Raw genomic sequence first — 22,045 nt, 5'->3', positions numbered from 1 at the left:
CATTCCACATCCATTGTGCCAATCGCGTTACAGCGAGCGCGCAACTTCCGTGATTTCGAACGCTTCCAGTTGGTCGCCTTCCGTGATGTCGTTGAAGTTCTTCACCGACAGACCGCACTCGAAGCCGGACTTGACTTCCTTCACGTCATCCTTGAAGCGCTTGAGCGAATCCAGCTCGCCCGTGAAGATGACGACGTTGTCGCGCAACACACGCACATGCGACCCACGCTTGACGAAGCCGTCGAGCACCATACAGCCGGCCACCGTCCCGACCTTCGGCACGCGGAACGTCTGGCGCACTTCGACCACACCCGTGATCTCTTCCTTCTTCTCGGGCGCCAGCATGCCCGACATCGCCGCCTTCACTTCATCCACGGCGTCATAGATGATGTTGTAGTAACGAATGTCGATCCCGTTGGACTCGGCCAGCTTGCGCGCCAATGCATCCGCACGCGTGTTGAAACCGATGATGACCGCCTTCGAAGCCGTCGCCAGGTTGACGTCGCTTTCGCTGATGCCACCCACGGCGGCATGCACGATCTGCACACGCACTTCCGGCGTCGAGAGCTTGTTGAGCGACTGTGCCAGCGCTTCCTGCGAACCCTGCACGTCGGCCTTGATGATCAGCGGCAACGACTTGACTTCGCCTTCGGCCATCTGCTCGAACAGGTTCTCGAGCTTCGCGGCCTGCTGCTTGGCCAGCTTCACGTCGCGGAACTTGCCCTGACGGAACAGTGCAATTTCACGCGCCTTGCGCTCGTCCTGGACCACCAGCACTTCTTCGCCGGCCCCCGGCACTTCCGACAGACCCTGGATTTCCACAGGGATCGACGGGCCCGCTTCCTTCGCGGTCTTGCCCGTCTCGTCCAGCATTGCACGCACACGGCCGTACGCCTGACCGGCCAGCACCATGTCGCCACGACGCAGCGTGCCCGACTGCACCAGAATCGTCGCCACCGGACCCTTACCCTTGTCCAGCTTCGCTTCAATCACGATGCCCTTGGCCGGCGCTTCCACCGGCGCCTTCAGCTCCAGCACTTCCGCCTGCAGCAACACGTTCTCGAGCAGATCGTCGATGCCCGCACCCGTCTTTGCCGACACCGGCACGAACGGCGAATCGCCACCGTACTCTTCCGGCACCACACCCTCGGCCACGAGTTCCTGCTTCACGCGATCCGGGTTGGCTTCCGGCTTGTCGATCTTGTTGATCGCCACCACGATCGGCACACCGGCCGACTTCGCGTGCGCAATCGCTTCCTTCGTCTGCGGCATCACGCCGTCGTCCGCTGCAACCACGAGAATCACGATGTCGGTTGCCTGCGCACCGCGAGCACGCATGGCCGTAAAGGCCTCGTGACCCGGCGTGTCGAGGAACGTCACCGTGCCGCGCGGCGTATCGACGTGATACGCACCGATGTGCTGCGTAATACCGCCGGCTTCGCCCGCCGCCACCTTGGCGCGACGGATGTAGTCCAGCAGCGAGGTCTTGCCGTGGTCGACGTGGCCCATCACCGTGACCACCGGCGGACGCGGCAGCGATTCGGCTTCCGTCGCCTCGTTGCCCAGCGCCAGCAGCGTTTCCGGATCGTCCAGCTTCGCGGCGATCGCACGGTGACCCAGTTCCTCCACCACGATCATCGCGGTTTCCTGATCCAGCACCTGGTTGATGGTCACCATCTGACCCATCTTCATCATCAGCTTGATGACTTCCGAGGCCTTCACCGACATCCGGTGCGCCAGATCGCCCACGCTGATGGTTTCCGGCACGTGAACGTCGCGCACGACCGGCTCGGTCGGGGCCTGGAACGACGACCGATCGTCCTGCGAATGACGGTCGCCACGACGGCCGCCACGGCCACCGCCGCGCCAACCATCCGAGCCGCCGCTCGCGTCGCCGCGCGTCTTCATGCCGCCACGCTTGTTGCGGTTATCCGCATCCTTCTGCCAGGCGCCCGGCTTCTTGTCCTTCTTGTCGGCAGCACCGGCGGTCGTGGAGGCCGGGGCGGCTGCCGCCGGCTTCTTGTCCGCCGGCTTGGCCGACGCGGCACCTTCCGGCTTGGCCGGCTTGTGCAGAGTACCCTTCGCTTCCGGCTTGGCCGCGGCAGGCGCAGCAGGCGCCGGTTCCGGTGCCTTGAGCACGCGACGCGGTGCATTCAGCATCTCGCGAATCGCGCGTGCTTCGGCTTCCGCCGCCGCACGGCGCTTGCGGATCGCTTCCTCTTCGGCGCGCGCCTTGTCAGCCGCGGCACTCGCCTTCTCGGCGGCCGCACGGGCTTCTTCGCTGGCCTTGCGGGCCTGCTCGCGCTCGGCTTCGGCCTTGGCCGCTGCGGCCTTCTCGGCTTGTTCGGCCTTTTCGGCATCCGCCTTGGCAGCCTTCTCGGCATCGGCCTTGGCAGCCTTCTCGGCTTCAGCGTCAACCTTGACTTCGACCTTGGCTTCAGCCTTCGCCTTCTGCTCTTCGGCCGCCTTGGCTGCTGCGGCACGCTCCGCTTCCTCGCGCGCACGGCGCTCGGCCGCTTCCTTCTCTTCGCGTTCGCGGCGCTCGGCTTCCTCGCGCTCCAGTTGCTCCTGGCGACGCTTGAGTTCCGCCGCCTCCGCGGCCAGACGCTCCGCTTCGCGGCGAGCGTCTTCCTCACGCTGGCGAAGGGCTTCGTCTTCGGCGGCTGCCGCCGCGCCATCCGCACCTTCGGCGACGTCGTCACGCTTGACGAAGGTGCGCTTCTTGCGCACCTCCACCTGAATCGTGCGCGCCTTACCGGTCGCGTCGGCTTGCTTGATTTCCGAGGTCTGGCGACGCGTCAGAGTAATCTTCTTTTTGTCGCCGTCGCCAGCGCCGTGCGAACGGCGCAGGTGCTCCAGCAGACGGGCCTTGTCGGCTTCCGTCAGGGAATCGTCGGCGCTGAGTTTTTCCACGCCGGCGGCTTTGAGTTGCTCCAGCAACACGCCGGCCGGCATTTTGAGTTCTGCAGCAAATTGGGCTACGTTGATGCTCGCCATTCAAACCTCTTCAAGCAAGGCCAGGCGCCTTGCGGTTAACTTCAAAGTTCACTGTTCCATATGCGTGCCAGGGCAGGTCATCATTGGAACCAGTGCTCTCGCGCTTTCATGATCAGGGCCTTCGCGGCTTCCTCGTCGACACCGGTCATTTCGGTCAGTTCGTCGACGGCCAGCTCGGCCAGATCATCGCGCGTCTGAATTTCATGCTCGGCCAGCTCGGCCAGCAACTCGGGCGTCATGCCATCGAGGCTCTTGAGATCGAGTGCAACACCCTCGACTCTCTCCTCGGTCGCAATCGCCTGCGTCAGCAGGGCGTCGCGCGCACGATTGCGCAGCTCGTGCACCGTGTCCTCGTCGAACGCTTCGATCTCGAGCATTTCGTTCAAAGGCACGTAGGCGATTTCTTCCAGACTCGAGAAACCTTCCTCGATCAGGATGTCCGCCATTTCTTCGTCCACATCGAGACGCTGCATGAACAGCGAGCGCAGCGTGCCACGCTCTTCGTTCTGCTTCTCGGCCGATTCGTCCGGCGTCATGATGTTGATTTGCCAACCGGTCAGATCCGATGCGAGTCGCACGTTCTGACCGCTGCGACCGATCGCCACCGCCAGTTCGTTCTCGTCGACGACGACGTCCATGCTGTGCTTTTCTTCGTCCACGACGATCGACTGCACCGCCGCCGGCGCCAGCGCACCGATCACGAATTGCGCCGGGTCTTCCGACCACAGCACGATGTCGACGTTCTCGCCGCCAAGCTCGTTACGCACCGCCTGCACGCGCGTACCGCGAATGCCCACGCAGGTGCCGATCGGATCGATACGCTTGTCGTACGCGACCACGGCGATCTTGGCGCGCACGCCCGGATCGCGAGCGGCCGACTTGATCTCCAGCAGACCCTGCTCGATCTCCGGCACTTCCATGCCGAACAGCTCGATCAGGAATTCCGGCACCGTGCGCGAGAGTTCGATTTGCGGGCCGCGCGCCGTGCGGTCGACCTTCACGATGTACGCGCGAACGCGGTCACCGATACGCAGGTTTTCCTTCGGGATCAGTTGATCGCGGCGCAGCAGCGCTTCGACACGACCCGACTCGACGATCAGGTTGCCCTTGTCGAGACGCTTGACCGTACCGGTCATGATCTTCTCGCCGCGCTCCAGGAAGTCCGTGAGGATCTGTTCACGCTCGGCATCACGGATACGCTGCAGAATGACCTGCTTGGCCGCCTGTGCGCCGATACGGCCGAACTCCACCGACTCCACGGGTTCTTCCACGAACTCGCCGATCTCGATGGACGGATCGTCTTCCTTGGCTTCAAACGACAGGATCTGCTTGTCCGGCTCTTGCAGGCCCGCCTCGTCCGGCACCACGACCCAGCGGCGGAAGCTCTCGTGCTCGCCCGACTCGCGGTCGATCTGCACGCGAATATCGACGTCCTCGGTGTAGCGCTTCTTGGTGGCCGAGGCCAATGCTGCTTCCAGCGCGGCGAACACGACGTCCTTGTCGACGTTCTTTTCGCGCGCGAGCGCATCGACCAACAGCAATACTTCGCGACTCATCGTTTGCGACTCCTAAAATCAATCTGCGGCACAAGGCGCGCACGGTCAATATCCGCGAGGGTGAAGTCGAGCAGCGCCGGGCCGCCCTTGCCTTCGAACTCCAGGCTCAAGTTCTCGCCTTGCGGCGCCTGCAGGATGCCGCGAAACTGCTTGCGGCCTTCGAGCGGCACACGCAACGTAAGACTTACTTCCGCACCGGCAAAACGCTCGAAGTCACGCAGCTTGCGCAGCGGACGATCCAGCCCCGGCGACGACACTTCGAGTCGATCGTAATTGACGTTCTCAACCATCAGGACATGCGAGAGCTGACGGCTCACCGTCTCGCAGTCATCGATCGTGATGCCTTCCGGCTTGTCGATGTAGACGCGCAGCAAACCGCCGCCGGCACGCTCAAGATCGACTAGCTCGTAGCCCAGGCCTTCGACCGTGGTCTCGATCAGTTCTGGCAATTGCAACTTTGCTCACCCTAGAAAAACTCGCGCGCATCAGCAGCGCCCGACATGTCTGCGCGCCCCGCCTGGGGCGCCGCACGATACCGGCCCTCGACCGCCCGGGCCGACGTGCCTGTGTTGGCACACCCACTCCCGAACGCGGCGGCATCGGCCGCGCGCAAAACGCTCGCGGCAAAAAAAAATGGGCGAAACGCCCATTTCTTACAGCCTCATTGCGCATGAGGTGCGTGCCGCGACGGAAGTCACAACACGCAGACCAGCTTATTCGCTGATTTTATATGATTTTGGGCCGATTTGCAACGCTCGGCGCCCGCAAAACCCGCAGGACAGGCACTCATGCCGCATTGCCGAACGCAGAATGACCGACAAACGACCACCCTCCATTTTGCAGGACGTGAGGCGCGCAGCGACACGCCGGCACCCCCGCCCCCCCCCCCCGGCCCGCTTCCGCCGCCCCGTTGGGGGGATTCCGCCGAATCAGCGCGAACGATTACCGCCGCGATTGCCACGGTTGCCGCCACCGGCGCCCCCACCCGCGCCCCCACCTGTGCCGCCGGCACGGTTGCCGCCACGACTGCGATTACCGTTGACGTTGCCGTTGACGTTGCCATTGCCATTGCCGCCACGCGATTGGCCGCCAAAACCGCCACCGCCTGCCGACGAATTGCCACCACCGCCGAAGCGTCGCCCCTCACCTCGCGGCGACGGTGTCTGCCCCGGATAGCCGCCGCTCGGACCAACAAACGCCGTCAGCGGATTGGGCCGGGGACGGCGCGACTGACCGGGCTCACGACTGAACACGCCCAAGGCCGTCTGCATCGGGTCCGGCTGACGACGCGGCTCCTTCGGTGCGCCGGCTTTGCCGCCACGACCGCCAACACTGCCCTTGTCGTCCGAGCTGGCGCCCGGCATCTTCATGCCAACCGACGCGAACAGCGAGCGCACCTGCGCATCGTCCAGCTCTTCGTAACGACCGCGCTTGAGGCCACGCGGCAGGGTCAGCGAGCCGTAACGCGTACGGATCAGGCGACTCACCATCAGGCCCGCCGCATCGAACATGCGACGCACTTCGCGGTTACGGCCTTCGGTCAACGCCACGTGATACCAGTGATTCGACCCTTCACCGCCGCCGTCCTGCAAACGCAGGAAGTTGGCCTTGCCGTCGTCCAGCTCGATGCCACGCAGCAGTTGCTGGCGCGACGCCTCGCTCAATTGCCCCACGGTACGCACCGCGTATTCACGCTCGATGCCATAGCGCGGATGCATGAATCGGTTGGCCAGATCGCCGGAGGTCGTGAGGATCAGCAGACCTTCCGTGTTGAAGTCCAGGCGTCCGACGGCGAGCCACTTGGCCGTCTTCATCGGCGGCAAGCGATCGAACACCGATGCGCGGCCTTCCGGGTCGGCATGGCTGACGATTTCGCCAGCCGGCTTGTGATAGAGGAGCACGCGCGGCGGTTTGCTCGTGATGCGACGCTTGACGAGCTTGCCGTTGATGCGGACCTGATCGGTCGGCAGAATGCGCTGGCCGATGTGCGCGGGCTCGGCGTTGACCGACACGCGCCCCGCGAGAATCAGTTCTTCCATCTCGCGACGCGACCCCATACCGGCCTCGGCGAGCACCTTGTGTAGCTTGGGCGCCTCGTCGTCCGGCGACAGGACACGACGGTCTGCCGGGCGGCGGCCGCGCTTGGCGGCAGCCTTGGCATCGCCTTCGGACTCGTCGCTGTCGAAACCGCCCGACGTCACGAACGCGAACAGATCGTCATCCGCACCCTTGCCCGCCTTGCCGCCCTTGCCACCCTGAGCGCCGACGGCACCCGCGCCGCCTCGGGCACCGCCCGCCGCATCCTTGCGGCCGCGGCCCTTGGCACCTTGCTGCGCCTTGCCGGCTGGCGCCGCACCGTTGCCGTTGGACGCGCCACCACCCTGCGGCGGTTGCGACGGCTGCGAGGCACCGTCGCGCTTGCCGCCGCGTGGCTTACGGGGTGCGGGATTGCGGCCACGCCCCTGAGCGGCCGACGGCGCGCCGTCGGCGCCCGAAGCCTGGGTTCGCGGCGCATCGCCGTCCGGGTCGCCCTGTGGGGCATCCGATGCAGGCGATTCGCCTGCACCTCCGTCCTCGCCTTCACGCTTGGATTGCTGAGCCGCACGACGGCGGGCAATCAGACTGCGCGGACCACGGCGCAAGCCGCGGCGCGATGCTTTTTCGTCGCCGCCGTCGCCTTCCGGCGCACGGGCTTCGGCACCGGCATCGCGTGCGTGCTGGTCCTGGGATTCTTCGATTTGTTTCAACACAACCTCATTGGAAAACGGGATCGCTGCGGGCAAGCGGTGAGTGGCTGCCCCGATCCGTGTTCGCACCATGAATGCGCGGCAAACGCTTGCCGCGACTTCGTTCTTATCGCAAACGGCCCTGCTGGTGCGAGCGACGCAATGCGCCGACGCCTCAGGTGCCCGTGACGAGACTCTTGTCGTCCCCTTCGCTCTCGTCGTCATTCCGCTCGCCGGACATGGGATGCCCGGTGGCGGGTTCGTTCGCTGCCGAGTCGGCAGCGTGCGGGGAAACTTCTTGCGTTGCCGACGCTGCGGGATCTGCCGCCTGCGTCGCCACGTGTTGCGCATCTTGCGGCGGATCGTCGCCGACCGACACCGCAGCCTCCGATTCTTCGGAAAATTCCTTGTCCTGCACGACCTCACCCGACAATGCGGCATCAGGAGACGCCGGAGCACCACCTTGATCGTCGTCGCCGGACGTCACTTGCGTCGCGTCAGCATGCACCGTATCGACCTGCTCACTGACGTGTACCGATCCCCCGAGTTCCGCAGGCGCCGTCAGTTTCGCCCGTGCCATGCCGGCAGGCGCAACGCCCGCCGCCTCAGGCGGCACCGCCACGCCGCCATCGCCTTCGGCCATGATGGCGTCGAGCAACGCATCTTCCGTCGGTGCATCGTCCGTCAGCGGCAATGGACGCTGATCTTCCGGCAGCCCTTGCGCCAGCGGCAAGTCGTCGGCACGTGCCTGCGCCAGACGGGCCAGCGCATCGGCATCGGCGACGGGTACGTCATCGGACGATGCTTCATCGCCCGCATCGCCCTCAGCGCGCTCGCCGAACTCGATGTTCTGCTGCGCAAGCAAGTCGATCTGCGCCTGTGCCGCCGGATCTTCGAGCGGCGGCAGCGCATCGAGCGCGCGCAGCCCCAGATCATCGAGAAAGTCCTTGGTCGTCGCGTACAGACCTGGCCGTCCCGGCACATCGCGATGGCCGATCACTTCGATCCAGCCACGATCCTCGAGCTGCTTGATGATCTGCGTATTGACGGTCACGCCGCGAATCTCTTCGATATCGCCGCGCGTGACCGGCTGACGGTACGCAATGATCGCCAGCGTCTCCATCACGGCGCGCGAATACTTCGGCGGCTTCTCCGGATTCAGACGGTCAAGGTATTCACGCATGCGCGGACGGCTCTGGAAACGCCAGCCGGTGGCCAACGCCACCAATTCCACACCTCGGCCATCCCATTGCACGCGGATTTCCTCGAGCAGCGCGCGCACCGTGTCACCAGACACGGCGTCATTGAAAAGCTTGCGCAGATCGCCGACCTTGAGCGGCTCCTGCGCGCAAATCAACGCGGTCTCGAGGACGAGTTTCGCCTCTTGGGTATTCATGTGCGACTAAGCAGACCGGGGGCTTGGCGACCCGGTATCAGGAATAAATGGATGCTTGGAACACGGGAAACGGTCGTAACCGCTTCGCATAAGCGCGCGCCCGGTTGTGTTCGGTCGTAGTGACGGCGGCGCGACCTGAATGCTTCGAAACGACCTGCCGGGAAAACGCCCAGGCCGACAGTGCGGCGAGACGGACGTCCGGTATGTGCGCAATTATTACTGAAACGCCGACGCCCGTAAAGCGTCGTCGATATCCCGACCTGCAGAAAGGGAAAACGATAGGTCAACGCCCCATGATAGACTCCTCAAAAAACACCAAGGGCACCCATGACCACAGAAATCGGTCGCACTCCCATCGCGCAGCCCCGTTGTTCCACCTGTTCGCTCGGGCAGTTCTGCTTGCCTGTGGGCATCCCGGAACACGAACTGGAACAACTGGACGCACTGGTAAGCGAGCGTCGCCGCCTCAAGAAAGGCGAAGTGCTCTATCACGCCAACGATGATCTGCACGCCGTCTACGGCATTCGCTTCGGTTCGCTCAAGAGCTCCGTCACCGCGCCCGACGGCCGCGAGCAAGTCGTCGGCTTCCACCTCCAGGGCGAACTCATCGGCCTGGACGCGGTCGCCGACCATCATCACCCGAGCACGGCCATCGCACTCGAAGACAGCGAACTGTGCATCGCGCGCTTCGGCGAACTGGAGGCGCTATCGCGTCAGGTGCCGTCGCTGCAGCGTCAGTTGCACCGCCTGATGAGCCAGGAGATCCGCAACGAGCACCAGCAACTACTCGCGCTCGGCACCATGCGCGCCGAGGAGCGTCTGGCCGTTTTCCTGCTCAACCTCTCCGAGCGGCTGTCCGCGCGCGGCTATGCAGCCAACGAGTTCGTCCTGCGCATGAGTCGCGAAGAAATCGGAAGTTTCCTCGGCCTCAAGCTAGAAACCGTCAGCCGCCTGTTTTCGCGCTTTGCGCAAAACGGCATGATCGAAATCCGTCAGCGCCACGTCAAGATCATCGACGCGGCCGCCCTGCACGAACTCGCTGGCGTTCCCTGCTGAAGCCTGCCACCGGGGACGCACAAGCGTTCCCGCGACGGCCGATCCTGCCGGGCGTCCTCGCCCGCTGTCGCATTCCCTCTCGTTACCGATACGCTAACGGCGCTGCGCTGGCGTCGCCTTGCGCCAGATCAAGCGTCGCGCGCGATGTCGCCATTTCGCCTTCGCATTTGCCGTTGCGCCATTCCGACGTTCGACAAGCCCCGGCAAACCCTCCATAATCGGCGCGTTCGCCAGGCCCCACCCATTGCCTGGCGCTCCACCCCGTCGGAGGCCGCCGTTATGCCCGCTGCCATTTTTCTGAGTCCGGAAGACGCCGAGCACGCATACTACGAAGCACTGCGCGCCGGCGATACCGATACACTGATGGACGTCTGGTCGGAAGACGAGGAAATCGTCTGCATTCACCCCGCAGGACCCCGCCACGTTGGCCCGGCCGCCGTTCGCGCGAGTTGGCAGCAGATCCTCGCCAAGGACGGGTTGCACGTGGCGGCGAGTCATCTCCAGGTGGCGCGAAACCCGCTGTGTGCCGTCCATAACGTGCTGGAACAGGTGCAGGTCGAGACGCGCCCCGAAGCCCGTTACGCCTTCGTGCTCGCCACGAACGTCTACATGAAGGAAGCCGACGGCTGGCGGCTCGTGCTGCACCACGCCAGCCCGGCAATCGGTCACGAGGACACCGGCGCTCATCTCGCACGGCCCCATCACCTGCACTGACGCCGCGCCGGTTCAAGTGACCAATGCATCGGCCGACGGCGCATCCCCGTCATCCCAATACGGCACTGGCCCGAAACGCGCCTGTAGAAAGTCGATCAGTGCATGGGTTTTCGGCGGCACAAACGCCCGGCTCGGGTAGACGGCCCAGATCGCCACGTCCTCCGCCAGCGGGTACGCGGGCAGCACCGGCACCAGTGCCCCGCTGCGCAGATGCGCGCCGACGTCCCACGTCGACTTGAGCGCAATGCCGAGGCCCGCCAGCACTGCATCGCGCAGCACCTCCCCGTTATCTGACGCCAGACGCCCGCCGACGCGCACGCTCAGCGGGCCGCCGGGCGTCATGAACCGCCAGTCGCGTTGCTCCCCCAGGACCAGGCAGTCGTGTGCGGCGAGGTCGCCGGGATGCTTCGGCGTGCCACGCGCAGCAAGATACGCGGGCGACGCACACAATGTCCGGCGATTCGGGGCGAGCTTGCGGGCAACAAGCGTCGAATCGCGCAACGCGCCCACGCGAATCGCGAGATCCATGCCCGCCTCGATCAGGTCAATGACGCGATCCGTCAGCCGAAAATCCAGCAAAATCCCCGGATAACGCGCCAGGAACGCCGGCAACGCGGGAGAGACGTGCTGACGCCCGAACGACGAGGAGCACGACACCCGCAACCGGCCGTGAGGTGCTGCGCGCCCCTGCCCGACGCTCGCCACCGCTTGCGCCTCGGCCACGAGCAGGGCCTGCGCCTCACGCAAAAAGGCTTCCCCCTCTTGCGTAAGCGCTACCCGGCGCGTTGTCCGATGCAGCAACCGCGCCCCCAGCGTGCCTTCGAGCTGCGCCAGGCGCGTACTCGCCGTGGCCGGAGACAGCCCGCGCTCGCGTCCCGCCGCCGACACATTCTCTAGCGCCGCTACACGCACGAACAGCGCCACGGTATCGAGGTTCAATGCCATTTGATGGAATTCCCAAAAGATCTTTTCCATATTATGCGAATTATCAATGCAATCGACTAGCGGTAGTCTCTCTCCATCGCATTGGCTGCGCCGCCGGTTCATCGCGGGCGGCGCGCCGCATCTTCAGGAGAACAGAGATGAAAGCCGTCGGATTGACCCGCTACCTGCCGATTGACGACCCGAAGTCGCTCGAAGACATTGAACTGCCGGCCCCCACCCCCGCCGGACGCGACCTGCTGGTCAAGGTTGAAGCGATTTCCGTCAACCCGGTCGACACCAAGGTCCGTGCACCGAAGGACACGGTCGAAGCCGCGCCGCGCGTGCTCGGCTGGGATGCGGCCGGCACCGTTGCGGCGGTCGGCCCGGAGGTCACGCTCTTCAGGATCGGCGATCCCGTGTACTACGCGGGCAGCATCACCCGCCCCGGTGCGAACAGCGAGTTCCACCTTGTCGACGAGCGCATCGTCGGCCACATGCCCGCGTCACTCGACTTCGCCAGCGCCGCCGCCTTGCCGCTCACGACGATCACCGCGTGGGAAGCGCTTTTCGACCGTCTCGGCATTGCCCCCGACGGCAGCGACGAAGGCAAGTCCATCCTGATCGTCGGCGGTGCCGGTGGCGTGGGCTCGATTGCCATTCAGCTCGCGCGCCGCCTTGCCGATCTGACCGTCGTCGCCACCGCATCGCGCCCGGCATCGGCCGACTGGTGTCGTCAGCTCGGCGCGCAACACGTGATCGACCACACCCAGGACATTCCGGCGCAGTTGAAGGCGATCGGGCTGCCGCAGGTGGATTTCGTGCTGTGCCTGAACGACACCGACGCACACTTCCCCGCCATGGCGCAAGCCGTCGCCCCGCAAGGCAAGATCTGCTCGATCGTGGAGAACGCACGCCCGCTCGACATCGGTCAGCTCAAAAGCAAGAGCGCCACGTTCGTCTGGGAATTCATGTTCACGCGCGCGATGTACGCGACGCCCGATATGATCGCGCAGCACAAGCTGCTCACCGAAGTGGCCCGGCGGGTCGATGCGGGCACGCTCCGCACGACCGTGGGCGAGGTGCTTGGCCCGATCAACGCGGCGAACCTGCGTCGAGCGCATGCGCAGCTCGAAGGCGGACGCACCATCGGCAAGCTCGTGCTCGCCGGATTCTGACCCACGCACCCGGCCCTCGCAGTCCGTCCTGTTCCGGCCGTCCGCGCCGCCCCCAAAGGAAAAACGGCGCTTGCCCTTCACAGGCAAGCGCCGTTGTCGTCGGTTTTCGCGAGCGCAATGTGCCCGGTCACTTGCCCGAGGGCAGCGTCCCCTCCGGCAGCGCGAGGGCCTCGTTCGGATGCACGATCTCGCCGCCAAGCGCATTCACCCCGGCGATCAGCCGCTCGAACGCCGCGCCGACCAGCGCGGGGTCGCCCTTCACGCCCAGATCAATGTGACGGCGCGCGTAGATCGCCCCGCGCTGCGCGTCGCCCACGCTGGGCAGGCTGAAGACTTTCACCCCGCCATACTCGGCCTCAATGACTTCCATGAGCGGCGTCAACGTCGACTCGGCCAGCCCGAACACCAGCGCCGATCGCTCCGCGTGTTTTGTCAGGTGATGCAACTCGGCATAGACCGTGTCGAGCACCCACGCCATCATCGGCCACGCCATGACCGGGAACCCGGGCATGAAGTGGTGCTGCTCGACCGAGAACCCGGGAATCTTGTTATAGGGATTCGGCAGCACGCGCGCACCGACCGGAAACTCGCCCATCTTCAGACGATGCCGGTTGTCGGGCAGACTCATGTCCGCACGTCCGTCGGGGCTGGTATCGGCAATGCGCTCCAGGATCAGCGCCTCGGCTTCCGGCGTGAGCACAAGCGGGACGTTGAGCGCCGCCGCGGCGCACTGGCGCGTGTGATCGTCGGGCGTCGCCCCGATGCCGCCGGTGACGAAAACGATGTCCTCGCTCGCGAACGTGCGCCGAAGCGTGGCCGTGATTCGCTCGGGGTCGTCGCCCACGTATTCGGCCCAGCCGAGCTGCATGCCGCGCTCGGTGAGCAGCTCGACGATCTTGGGGAGATGTTTGTCTTGACGGCGTCCCGAGAGGATCTCGTCGCCGATGATGATGATGCCGACCGCCATGATGCTTCCTTTGTCTTGTCGTCAGGGCCTGGGGGAGCGCGCGGCGCCGCCCGGCGGCAGCGCGCAGTGACACGATTGTGCCACTTTCACGGCGAACCGTTCGACGGCCCCGGTCCCGGTGGCAGGTCCTCGCTCTCGTGCGACGGGAGGCTCGCCACCGGCAGCACCGTTGCGGCGAACATCGGTTCGTGACGGACCGCCTCGGCCGCGCGCAATCGCGACAGCGCCCGCAGGCAATAGTGCGCAAACCACAACGCCGAGAACACGAAGATCACCACGTACAACCAGATCGCCAGCAGCGCGATGACCGGGAACATCACGATCATGATGACGGACGACACCCACAGCAATGTCGGCAGCGAGCCGAGCAGCCCGGTGGCCACGCCGATCACGAGCAGCGGCAGACGTCGCTCGCGCACGATCCGGCGACGCTCCTCGGGGCTCGCGTGGTACGCCAGCGCGTCGTACGTCATCACGCGATACGTGAGCCAGCCCCACAGCAGCGGCGGCACGATGGCGAAGAACGGCGGCACGAGCCACAGCGGCAACGTGAGCAGCGCAGCAACGAGAAAGACCACGGTGGCGCCCAGCGACTGCCCGAGACTGCCCCAGAACGAGCCGCCCTGGCGAGCTTCCAGATGAATGAAGTGGCGGCGCGAGAGATGACGCAGCACCGCAGGCATCGACCAGCCCGCGATGAGCAGCAACGCGGTGACCACGATCAGCGGGATGAGCAGCGCCACGAGAATGAACGGCGCGAGCGCCATGCGCACGCTATCGACGCCGAAATAGCCGAAAAAGCGGTAGATCCATTGGGTGAACTGCCACTGTTCGAGCCAGACGCGCAGAAAGTCGGTGAACGGCTCCCAGCCGAACCAGATCACGGCGCCCCAGATGAGGCCGGAGACCAAAAAGGGCATGGCGGTGAGCCACAGCATGCGCGGATGCAACAGGCTCACGAGCGCGCGGCCAAGCGCGCGAAGAATGTCATTCATGCAGTATCGATACGGTCGGTGCCGTCAGTACGAGAATCGGAATCGATCGCACAGAGGGGCGGGCGCCCTGAGCAAACGCAAGCGCGCACAAACGCGCACATGCGGCGACGCCGGGTCGGTCTGCCCCTCGTGGCGATGTCCCGATGTTACAGCACCGGGGGGCGGTCGAAGCAATAGATCCCGTGCGAAAACCGTCTGACCGCGTCACCCGGCGCGAGCCAAACCCCCGCCGGGTTGTCGCTCACCCGCATCGTCAAGGACATCCGCGTCGCCGTCCCGATCCGGCTGACATCGGCGTCGGCCGAGTTGAGCACGTTGGTGCTGCCCCCGGCACCTCAGCGTTGCAACGCCTCCCAGACCTTATGCAGACGCTTGACCGAGACCGGCATGGGTGTGCGCAACTCCTGAGCGAAGAGCGAGACGCGCAACTCCTCGAGCAGCCAGCGGAACTCTTCGAGTCGCGCGTCGCCCTGATCGCGGCGTTGCGACGTTGCCCGCTGCCAGTTTTGCAGCAACGGCCCCAGTTCGCCCATGGCGCGGGCGTCGCGCGACGGATCCGCCTTGAGCTTGTCGATACGCCCAGCCATCGCCTTCAGATAGCGCGGGAAATGTGCCAGTTGCGCGTAAGGCGTATCGATCAGGAATCGCTTGCCGATCAACCGTTGCAACTGGGCCGTCAGATCCGCATGCGCCTGCGCAAACGGCTTGGCCTGAGCCAGCTTCTTCTGCAATGCCGCGTACTCGGTGAGAATCTGACCGGCCAGCCGAGCGATTTCCTGCGCGAGCAACGTGAGACGCCCCCGCCCCTCGTCCTTGCGTGCAACGAACGACGCGTTATCGCTCGGCCACGGCAACGCAAGACATGCGCGCTCCAGCGCCAGATCGACGATCTGCTCCCGCAACGCCTCTTGCGTCCCGAGGTTCATGTACTGCATCGCCATCTGCTGCAGGCCCGGGATGTTCTTCTCCAGGTACTTCACCTGCTCGCGCAGTTGAATCGCGAAGAGCCGCCGCAGCCCCGCACGATGCTGACGCTGCGCCTCGTCCGGATCGTCGAACACTTCAAGATCGCAGTGGTCACCGCGGTCGACGAGCGCGGGATAGCCGAACAACGTCTGACCGCCGCGACGGATGTCCAGCATCTCGGGTAGCTCGCCGAAGCTCCACGTCGTGAGATTGTCGTAGCGGCCGGGCTCGACAGCCGCCGCCGACGATGCCGCCTGCGCCCCCGCCCGGCCCGCTGCACCACGCGCCTCATCGCTCCCTGCGGATGATATCGGCGCCGTCCCGTGCGCGTCGGACGCGACGCCAGAGCCACGGGTCGGCGTCGCGCCGCTTTTCGCCGCGAGTTGCTGGAACGTACGCTGCGCCTGCTGGCCGAGTTCGGCCCGCAGTTGCGGGAGGTTGCGACCCATGCCGAGCTGGCGCCCATGCTCGTCGATCACCTTGAAGTTCATCGACAGGTGCGCTGGGAGCATTTCGCGCTTGAAGTCGCTGGATTTGAGCATGACGCCGGTCTTTTCGCGCGCGTCGGCGATGAGGGCGTCGAGCAGCGCCCCCTGCCCGAACGTCGCCCGCTCGAGGAAGCCCGCCGCGAACTCGGGCAACGGCACGAAGTGACGCCGCAGCTTCTGCGGCAGCGACTTCATCAGCAGATGCGCCTTTTCCTTGAGCATGCCCGGCACCAACCATTCGCAGCGGCGCGCATCGACCTGATTGAGCGCGTACAGCGGCACGGCGAGCGTCACGCCATCACGCGGCGAACCCGGCTCGAAGTGATAGGTGAGCACCATGTCGATGCCCGCAATGGCCGTCTTCTTCGGGAACAGATCGGTGGTAACGCCCGCCGCCTCATGACGCATCAGATCGTCGCGCACGAGGTAAAGCAGCTTCGGCGCGCCCTTGGCCGTTTCACGATACCAGTGCTCGAAGCTCGCGCCGTCGTAGAGATCGGCGGGCACATGGGCGTCGTAATACGCGTAGATCAGTTCGTCGTCGACTAACACGTCCTGGCGGCGCGACTTGTGTTCGAGCTGTTCGATGTCCGCAATCAGCTTTCGGTTGTGGGCGTAGAACGGGAGCTTGGTCTCCCATTCGCCTTCCACCAGCGCACTGCGCAGGAAGATCTCACGGGCGCGACGCGGATCGCGCGGGCCGAAGTTCATTCGGCGGCGCGCGTAGATCGTCAGGCCGTAGAGCGTGCCGCGCTCGTACGCTGTGACTTGCGCAGCCTTCTTCTCCCAGTGCGCGTCGGACAGCGACGTCTTCACCAGGTGCTTGCCCACGCGTTCTATCCATTCCGGCTCGATGCGGGCGATGCAGCGCGCGTACAGGCGGCTCGTCTCGACGAGTTCGCCGGCCATCACCCAGCGCCCAGCCTTCTTCACAAGCGACGATCCGGGCCAGATGTGGAACTTGATGCCGTGCGCGCCGAGGAAATGCGGATCGTCGTCGGCCTTGCAGCCGATATTGCCGAGCAGGCCCGCAAGCAGGGCGAGATGGACCTGTTCATAGGTGGCCTCGGACGCGTTGACGCGCCAACCCTGTTCACGCACGACGGTGAGCAACTGGCTGTGCACGTCGCGCCATTCGCGCAGGCGCAATTGCGACAGGAAGTTGTCGCGGCACGCCTGTCCGAGCAGACGGTTCGACTTCTTGTGCGCAATCGCCTCTTCGAACCACTGCCAGATCTTGAGCCACGAGAGGAATTCGGACCGTTCGTCGGCAAACTTGCGATGGGCGTTGTCAGCGGCCTCCTGTGCCTCGATGGGCCGGTCGCGCGGATCCTGCACCGCCAGCGCGCTCGCGATGATGAGGACTTCACGCAGCGACTGCTGGTCGCGCGCCGCCAGAATCATGCGCCCTACGCGGGGATCAAGCGGCAGACGTGCCAGTTCGCGCCCGAGTGGCGTGAGCTGGTTGGCGTCGTCGACCGCGCCCAGTTCGCCCAGCAGTTGATAGCCGTCGGCGACGGCCCGGCCCGGTGGCGGCTCGATGAACGGGAATGCCTCGACCTTGGCAAGCCGCAGCGACTGCATGCGGAGAATGACGGCGGCGAGCGACGAGCGCAGGATTTCCGGGTCCGTGAAGCGCACGCGCGCCTGGAAGTCGGCTTCATCGTACAGGCGAATGCACACGCCATCGGCCACGCGGCCGCAGCGCCCTGCGCGCTGGTTGGCGGCCGCCTGCGAGATCGGCTCGATCTGCAGTTGCTCGACCTTGTTGCGGTACGAGTACCGTTTGACGCGGGCCGTGCCCGCGTCGACCACGTAGCGAACGCCCGGTACGGTGAGCGACGTTTCCGCCACGTTGGTGGCCAGCACGATGCGGCGCGCGTTGGACGGTTTGAACACGCGCTCCTGCTCGGCGGCCGAAAGCCGCGCAAAGAGCGGCAGGATTTCGGTGTGCGGTGGATGATGCTTGCGCAGCGACTCGGCTGCCTCGCGGATTTCGCGCTCGCCGGGCAGGAAGACGAGCACGTCGCCGGTGCCCTCACGGCACAATTCGTCGACAGCGTCGACGATGCCGTCCATCAGGTCCCGCTCCCGGTCGCGCGCGCTGGCGCGGCTGCCTTCGCGCCCCAGCGCGTTGGCGATGCGGGCATCGTCCTGGATCGGTCGATAGCGGACTTCGACCGGGTAGAGGCGTCCGCTCACTTCGATGACTGGGGCGGGACGCAGGTGTTCACCTTCGCCCGTGCCGAAATGGCGGGCGAAGCGATCGGCGTCGATGGTCGCCGACGTGATGATGACTTTCAGGTCAGGGCGTCGCGGCAGCAACTGCTTGAGGTAGCCGAGCAGGAAGTCGATGTTCAGGCTGCGTTCGTGCGCCTCGTCGATGATGAGAGTGTCGTACGTGCGCAACAGCGGATCGGTCTGCGTCTCGGCGAGCAGAATGCCGTCGGTCATCAGTTTGACGGACGCGCCATTGGAAAGCGTGTCGTTGAAACGCACCTTGAAGCCGACGATTTCGCCGAGCGGGGTGTTCAGTTCTTCTGCGATCCGGCGCGCGGTAGCCGACGCGGCGATCCGGCGCGGTTGGGTGTGGCCGATCAGGCCGGTGCCGCCCGCGCCAAGGCCGCGCCCGAGCGCGAGACAGATTTTGGGAAGCTGGGTGGTCTTGCCCGAGCCGGTTTCGCCGCTCACGATGACGACCTGATGGCCGGCGATGGCGCGCGCGATCTCTTCGCGGCGGCCAGAGACGGGCAACGCTTCGGGAAAGACGATGTCAGGCAGCGGGTTGGCGGCAGCCTGGCGCGCGGCCAGGCGTTCGGCATCGCGCGCGGCGCGCTCGGTCGGCGTGACGCGGCGCCCCTGCGCTGGGTTCGGGGCGCTGGCCTGTTCCGCGCGCGCGGGTTTGGGCGGCCTCGCGGGCTTTTGGGTAGGCGCGGTGACCGTGGTTTGGGCGCGCGTATGCCCCGGGGCCGTCACTTTCGGCTTCGGGGGTGGAGATTGTCGATTTCGTTCATCACTTGCCATGGGCGCGCATTATATAATCTGCGCATGTTTGCGCACGTACACTCATGCTGACCGAACCCGACGCCGCTCTACAAGACGAAGAGACCGCCCACCAAGCCCAGTTCGTGGACTGGCTGCGATCGGTCGCCCCCTACATCCATGCGTTTCGCGACAAGACCTTCGTGGTCGCCTTCGGTGGCGAACTCGTCGCTGCCGGTGGTCTCGACACCCTGATTCAGGATATCGCGCTGCTGTGCGCGATGGGCATGCATATCGTGCTGGTGCACGGCTCGCGACCGCAGGTCGAAGAGCAGATGCGTCTGCGCCATATCGAGTCGCACTTTGCCCAGCAGTTGCGCATTACCGACGCGGCCGCACTCGAGGCGGTGAAGGAAGCGGCGGGGGAACTGCGGCTGGACATCGAGGCGTCGATCAGCCAGGGCCTGCCGAACACGCCGATGGGTAACGCACGCATCAGCGTCGTGTCAGGGAACTTTGTCACGGGGCGCCCGGTGGGCATCGTGGACGGCGTGGATTTCCAGCATACGGGCGTGGTCCGCAAGGTCGACGCCGAATCGATTCGCCTGTCGCTCGCGAGCGGCAAGATCGTGCTGCTCTCGCCGCTGGGTTTCTCGCCGACCGGCCAGTCGTTCAACCTGACGATGGAAGATGTGGCATCGTCGGCGGCCATCGCGCTGCGTGCCGACAAGCTGATCTTCATCACGGAGACGCCCGGCGTTCTCAACGAATACAACGAGTTGCAGCACGAACTGACGCTAGAAGACGCCCAGCGCCTGCAGTCGCAAGGCACGCTCGACCGCGATTCGGCGTTTTATCTGAAGTACGCGACGCGCGCCTGCCGGGCGGGCGTTGGCCGCGCACACATCGTGCCCTTCGCCCTCGACGGCAGCATGCTGCTCGAATTGTTCTCGCACGATGGCGTGGGCACCATGATCTCGTACGAGAACCTGGAAAGCCTGCGCGAAGCGACGATCGACGATGTCGGCGGTATCCTGCAGCTCATCGAACCGCTGGAAGCAGACGGCACGCTGGTACGTCGCGGTCGCAACCAACTGGAGCGCGACATCGATCATTTCTCGGTCATCGAGCACGATGGCCGCTTGTTCGGCTGCGCGGCACTCTACTCGTATCCGACCGAACGCATCGGCGAGATGGCCTGCCTGACGGTCGATCCGGAAGCCCAGGGCTCGGGTGACGGGGAGCGTCTGCTCAAGCACATCGAGCAACGCGCCCGCGCCCGCGGACTGGATCGCCTGTTCGTCCTCACCACTCGGACCGAGCACTGGTTCCTCAAGCGAGGCTTCGTCAAGGCAGGCGTCGACGATCTGCCCGCCGACCGTCGTCGCCTCTATAACTGGCAGCGCCGCTCGCTGGTGCTCATCAAGAAGCTGTGACGACGCTCAGGCAGAGGGCGCACGCCCTGGGGTTCCTCCTTGTGTCCCACGCCCCTGCCCCCATATGCCGTTGTCGGCCGCAGCGCGCTTTTTCGTAGCGCGTCGATTCCCCTCAAGGTCTCGACCCCAGCGCCCAACATTCATTCACGCCTCACCAAGATCACGAAGGAGTTTCCCATGGCTCGCATGATTCAATGCGTCAAACTCGGCAAGGAAGCCGAAGGTCTCGATTTCCCGCCCATGCCCGGCGACCTTGGCAAACGCCTCTGGGAAAGTGTCTCGAAGGAAGCCTGGGCCGGATGGCTCAAGCAACAAACCATGCTGATCAACGAGAACCGCCTGAACATGGCCGATCCTCGCGCCCGCCAATACCTCGTCAAGCAAACCGAAAAGTATTTCTTCGGAGATGGCGCCGATGTCGCTCAAGGCTATGTGCCGCCGCCCTCGGAGTAAACACCTCCCCCCAGACGGATCGGGGCCCCATCCCACTGCACCGCAGACATCAAAAAATAGGCATGCGACTCGGTCGGCATGCCTATTTTTCACCCTGGATGTCGAATTTGGCTGCGGGTTGCCTTCGATCAGGCGGACGTCATGCCACCCCCGGCAGCCTTGCTAGGGGCCGAACCCGCACCGCAGTGATGGCAGAAATGCGCAAACGCGTTTTTGCGCGTGTTGCACGCCGCGCAATGGTCGAAAAGACAGATGCCACAATGCACGCAGTAGTCGCGATTCGGATCGTCCAATTTCACCGGACGCTCACACCCCGGACACACCGACTTCGCCAACCGCGCCTGCGCCAGATCGTACGACAACGTCTTGCGACGCTCCACGTCCGGCAACTGCTCCTCCGCCTTCTGCCTCGCCAGATACCGCTGCAACGACACGATGGCGTAGCGGCCAATCAACACCGTCAGCACAATGCCGACCAGATAACGCACGTAACCACCATAGTCCGGCAGATACGGCACCAGCTCCACGAAGAACGCAAACAGCGCGAAGAAGATGAAGCCCCACACAAACGGCCACCACGTGCTTTTGCGCTGACGCACAAAGAGCCACCCGGCAACGGCCAGTAACGGCAATGTCAGCGCCAACCGGATGCCAAATACCTTCAGCGTCTGCGCACGCTGGATCGCTGCAAGCTGTTCACCCGCCGCCGTGTTGAGCGCATACCGCGCCGTGCGCGCAGTCTGTACCGCGCGCTGGGCGTCGAGCTGCTTCGCTTCCAGGGTGTCGACCTGCGTCTGGACGTCGCGCTGCGCCGCCTTCAGTCCATCGAGTGCCTGCGTGCGCGCAACGAGTTCCGCATCCTGACTGGCCTGCGCCGTCGCCGTGCGCGTGGCAACCCAGTCGTTGAACGACTCTCGCGCGTTGCGATATGCCGTACTGCGCGCCTTGAGCTGCAGACGCGCCGTCTCCAATCGACTCTCAACGTCTTCGAGCCGCGTCTGCGCCTGCTTGATGGCCGCGTCGGCGCGCTCGGCCTGCCCGCGATCGACGAAGGAGTCGAGCGTGGGTGCGGGGGACACGCCGGGTAATTTGTCGACGACGAGCCCGCCCAGGCCGATCAGGAACGCCGCAAACAACACGGCGATCAACCACAGCCCACGGCGGAACCAGGTTTCGGGAAGACGACGCGATCCAGCCATCCTGCCCTCCCGGGA

The 22,045-nt window shown here is 65.1% G+C and carries 15 protein-coding genes; 5 read left to right on the top strand and 10 right to left on the bottom strand.

Annotation, left to right across the window (positions count from 1 at the left end):
* Positions 1-27: 27 nt before the first annotated feature.
* The 5 genes from infB to scpB all read right to left on the bottom strand — a co-directional run bounded on the left by infB (position 28) and on the right by scpB (position 8,675).
* A complete protein-coding gene (infB, locus tag PTE31013_RS16245; RefSeq protein WP_150613814.1) occupies positions 28-2,997 on the bottom strand; it encodes a translation initiation factor IF-2 in 2,970 nt (989 codons plus the stop codon).
* A gap of 80 nt (positions 2,998-3,077) precedes the next feature.
* Positions 3,078-4,553, bottom strand: coding sequence for a transcription termination factor NusA (nusA, locus tag PTE31013_RS16240; RefSeq protein WP_150613813.1), 1,476 nt, complete (start codon positions 4,551-4,553; stop codon positions 3,078-3,080).
* Entirely contained in the window at positions 4,550-5,008 is a 459-nt protein-coding gene (gene rimP, locus PTE31013_RS16235) for a ribosome maturation factor RimP (protein ID WP_150560742.1), read from the bottom strand. Before rimP ends, nusA begins: the two co-directional genes overlap by 4 nt.
* A gap of 474 nt (positions 5,009-5,482) precedes the next feature.
* Positions 5,483-7,372 carry a pseudouridine synthase gene (locus tag PTE31013_RS16230; RefSeq protein WP_150613812.1) on the bottom strand — a complete coding sequence of 630 codons (1,890 nt, stop codon included), beginning with the start codon at positions 7,370-7,372 and terminating at the stop codon, positions 5,483-5,485.
* Between the two features lie 82 nt (positions 7,373-7,454).
* Positions 7,455-8,675 carry an SMC-Scp complex subunit ScpB gene (scpB, locus tag PTE31013_RS16225; protein WP_150613811.1) on the bottom strand — a complete coding sequence of 407 codons (1,221 nt, stop codon included), beginning with the start codon at positions 8,673-8,675 and terminating at the stop codon, positions 7,455-7,457.
* A gap of 327 nt (positions 8,676-9,002) precedes the next feature.
* Between scpB and fnr the strand changes: the two genes are divergently transcribed.
* A complete protein-coding gene (gene fnr, locus PTE31013_RS16220) occupies positions 9,003-9,731 on the top strand; it encodes a fumarate/nitrate reduction transcriptional regulator Fnr (RefSeq protein ID WP_150613810.1) in 729 nt (242 codons plus the stop codon).
* A 291-nt stretch (positions 9,732-10,022) separates the two neighbouring features.
* Entirely contained in the window at positions 10,023-10,445 is a 423-nt protein-coding gene (locus PTE31013_RS16215) for a YybH family protein (RefSeq protein ID WP_174978602.1), read from the top strand.
* Positions 10,446-10,457: 12 nt separating this feature from the next.
* On the opposite strand, the gene PTE31013_RS16210 is transcribed toward PTE31013_RS16215, so the two are convergent.
* Positions 10,458-11,390 (bottom strand): LysR family transcriptional regulator, encoded by a 933-nt coding sequence (locus PTE31013_RS16210; protein ID WP_174978593.1) that lies wholly within the window; start codon positions 11,388-11,390, stop codon positions 10,458-10,460.
* A gap of 137 nt (positions 11,391-11,527) precedes the next feature.
* Between PTE31013_RS16210 and PTE31013_RS16205 the strand changes: the two genes are divergently transcribed.
* Positions 11,528-12,544 (top strand): zinc-binding alcohol dehydrogenase family protein, encoded by a 1,017-nt coding sequence (locus tag PTE31013_RS16205; RefSeq protein ID WP_150613807.1) that lies wholly within the window; start codon positions 11,528-11,530, stop codon positions 12,542-12,544.
* Between the two features lie 127 nt (positions 12,545-12,671).
* Here PTE31013_RS16205 and PTE31013_RS16200 read toward each other — a convergent pair whose 3' ends face one another.
* From PTE31013_RS16200 to hrpA, 3 genes are all read right to left on the bottom strand, one after another.
* Complete coding sequence (locus PTE31013_RS16200) at positions 12,672-13,511, bottom strand: competence/damage-inducible protein A (RefSeq protein WP_150613806.1); 840 nt, start codon at positions 13,509-13,511, stop codon at positions 12,672-12,674.
* An 86-nt stretch (positions 13,512-13,597) separates the two neighbouring features.
* Positions 13,598-14,506: an EI24 domain-containing protein gene (locus tag PTE31013_RS16195; protein ID WP_150613805.1), complete on the bottom strand. Its 909-nt coding sequence runs from the start codon at positions 14,504-14,506 to the stop codon at positions 13,598-13,600.
* Between the two features lie 335 nt (positions 14,507-14,841).
* Positions 14,842-18,984 carry an ATP-dependent RNA helicase HrpA gene (gene hrpA / locus PTE31013_RS16190; RefSeq protein WP_150613804.1) on the bottom strand — a complete coding sequence of 1,381 codons (4,143 nt, stop codon included), beginning with the start codon at positions 18,982-18,984 and terminating at the stop codon, positions 14,842-14,844.
* 44 nt (positions 18,985-19,028) lie between these two features.
* On the opposite strand from hrpA, the gene argA reads away from it, so the two are divergent.
* Entirely contained in the window at positions 19,029-20,378 is a 1,350-nt protein-coding gene (argA, locus tag PTE31013_RS16185; RefSeq protein ID WP_150613803.1) for an amino-acid N-acetyltransferase, read from the top strand.
* A 177-nt stretch (positions 20,379-20,555) separates the two neighbouring features.
* Positions 20,556-20,831 (top strand): oxidative damage protection protein, encoded by a 276-nt coding sequence (locus PTE31013_RS16180; protein WP_150613802.1) that lies wholly within the window; start codon positions 20,556-20,558, stop codon positions 20,829-20,831.
* 128 nt (positions 20,832-20,959) lie between these two features.
* On the opposite strand, the gene PTE31013_RS16175 is transcribed toward PTE31013_RS16180, so the two are convergent.
* Positions 20,960-22,030, bottom strand: a complete 1,071-nt coding sequence (locus tag PTE31013_RS16175; RefSeq protein WP_150613801.1) for a serine endopeptidase — start codon at positions 22,028-22,030, stop codon at positions 20,960-20,962.
* Between the last annotated feature and the right edge of the window lie 15 nt (positions 22,031-22,045).

The sequence above is a fragment of the Pandoraea terrigena genome (assembly GCF_902459705.1).
GTDB lineage: Bacteria > Pseudomonadota > Gammaproteobacteria > Burkholderiales > Burkholderiaceae > Pandoraea > Pandoraea terrigena.
Note: the sequence above shows the minus strand (reverse complement) of the source record. Positions and strands in the feature narration are given on the sequence as shown.

Bases quoted from the DNA above. Each gene is read 5' to 3' on its own strand.
- infB (WP_150613814.1), bottom strand. From the start codon at position 2,997: ATGGCGAGCATCAACGTAGCCCAATTTGCTGCAGAACTCAAAATGCCG.
- nusA (WP_150613813.1), bottom strand. From the start codon at position 4,553: ATGAGTCGCGAAGTATTGCTGTTGGTCGATGCGCTCGCGCGCGAAAAG.
- PTE31013_RS16230 (WP_150613812.1), bottom strand. From the start codon at position 7,372: ATGGTGCGAACACGGATCGGGGCAGCCACTCACCGCTTGCCCGCAGCG.
- scpB (WP_150613811.1), bottom strand. From the start codon at position 8,675: ATGAATACCCAAGAGGCGAAACTCGTCCTCGAGACCGCGTTGATTTGC.
- fnr (WP_150613810.1), top strand. From the start codon at position 9,003: ATGACCACAGAAATCGGTCGCACTCCCATCGCGCAGCCCCGTTGTTCC.
- PTE31013_RS16210 (WP_174978593.1), bottom strand. From the start codon at position 11,390: ATGGCATTGAACCTCGATACCGTGGCGCTGTTCGTGCGTGTAGCGGCG.
- PTE31013_RS16205 (WP_150613807.1), top strand. From the start codon at position 11,528: ATGAAAGCCGTCGGATTGACCCGCTACCTGCCGATTGACGACCCGAAG.
- PTE31013_RS16200 (WP_150613806.1), bottom strand. From the start codon at position 13,511: ATGGCGGTCGGCATCATCATCATCGGCGACGAGATCCTCTCGGGACGC.
- PTE31013_RS16195 (WP_150613805.1), bottom strand. From the start codon at position 14,506: ATGAATGACATTCTTCGCGCGCTTGGCCGCGCGCTCGTGAGCCTGTTG.
- hrpA (WP_150613804.1), bottom strand. From the start codon at position 18,984: ATGGCAAGTGATGAACGAAATCGACAATCTCCACCCCCGAAGCCGAAA.
- argA (WP_150613803.1), top strand. From the start codon at position 19,029: ATGCTGACCGAACCCGACGCCGCTCTACAAGACGAAGAGACCGCCCAC.
- PTE31013_RS16180 (WP_150613802.1), top strand. From the start codon at position 20,556: ATGGCTCGCATGATTCAATGCGTCAAACTCGGCAAGGAAGCCGAAGGT.
- PTE31013_RS16175 (WP_150613801.1), bottom strand. From the start codon at position 22,030: ATGGCTGGATCGCGTCGTCTTCCCGAAACCTGGTTCCGCCGTGGGCTG.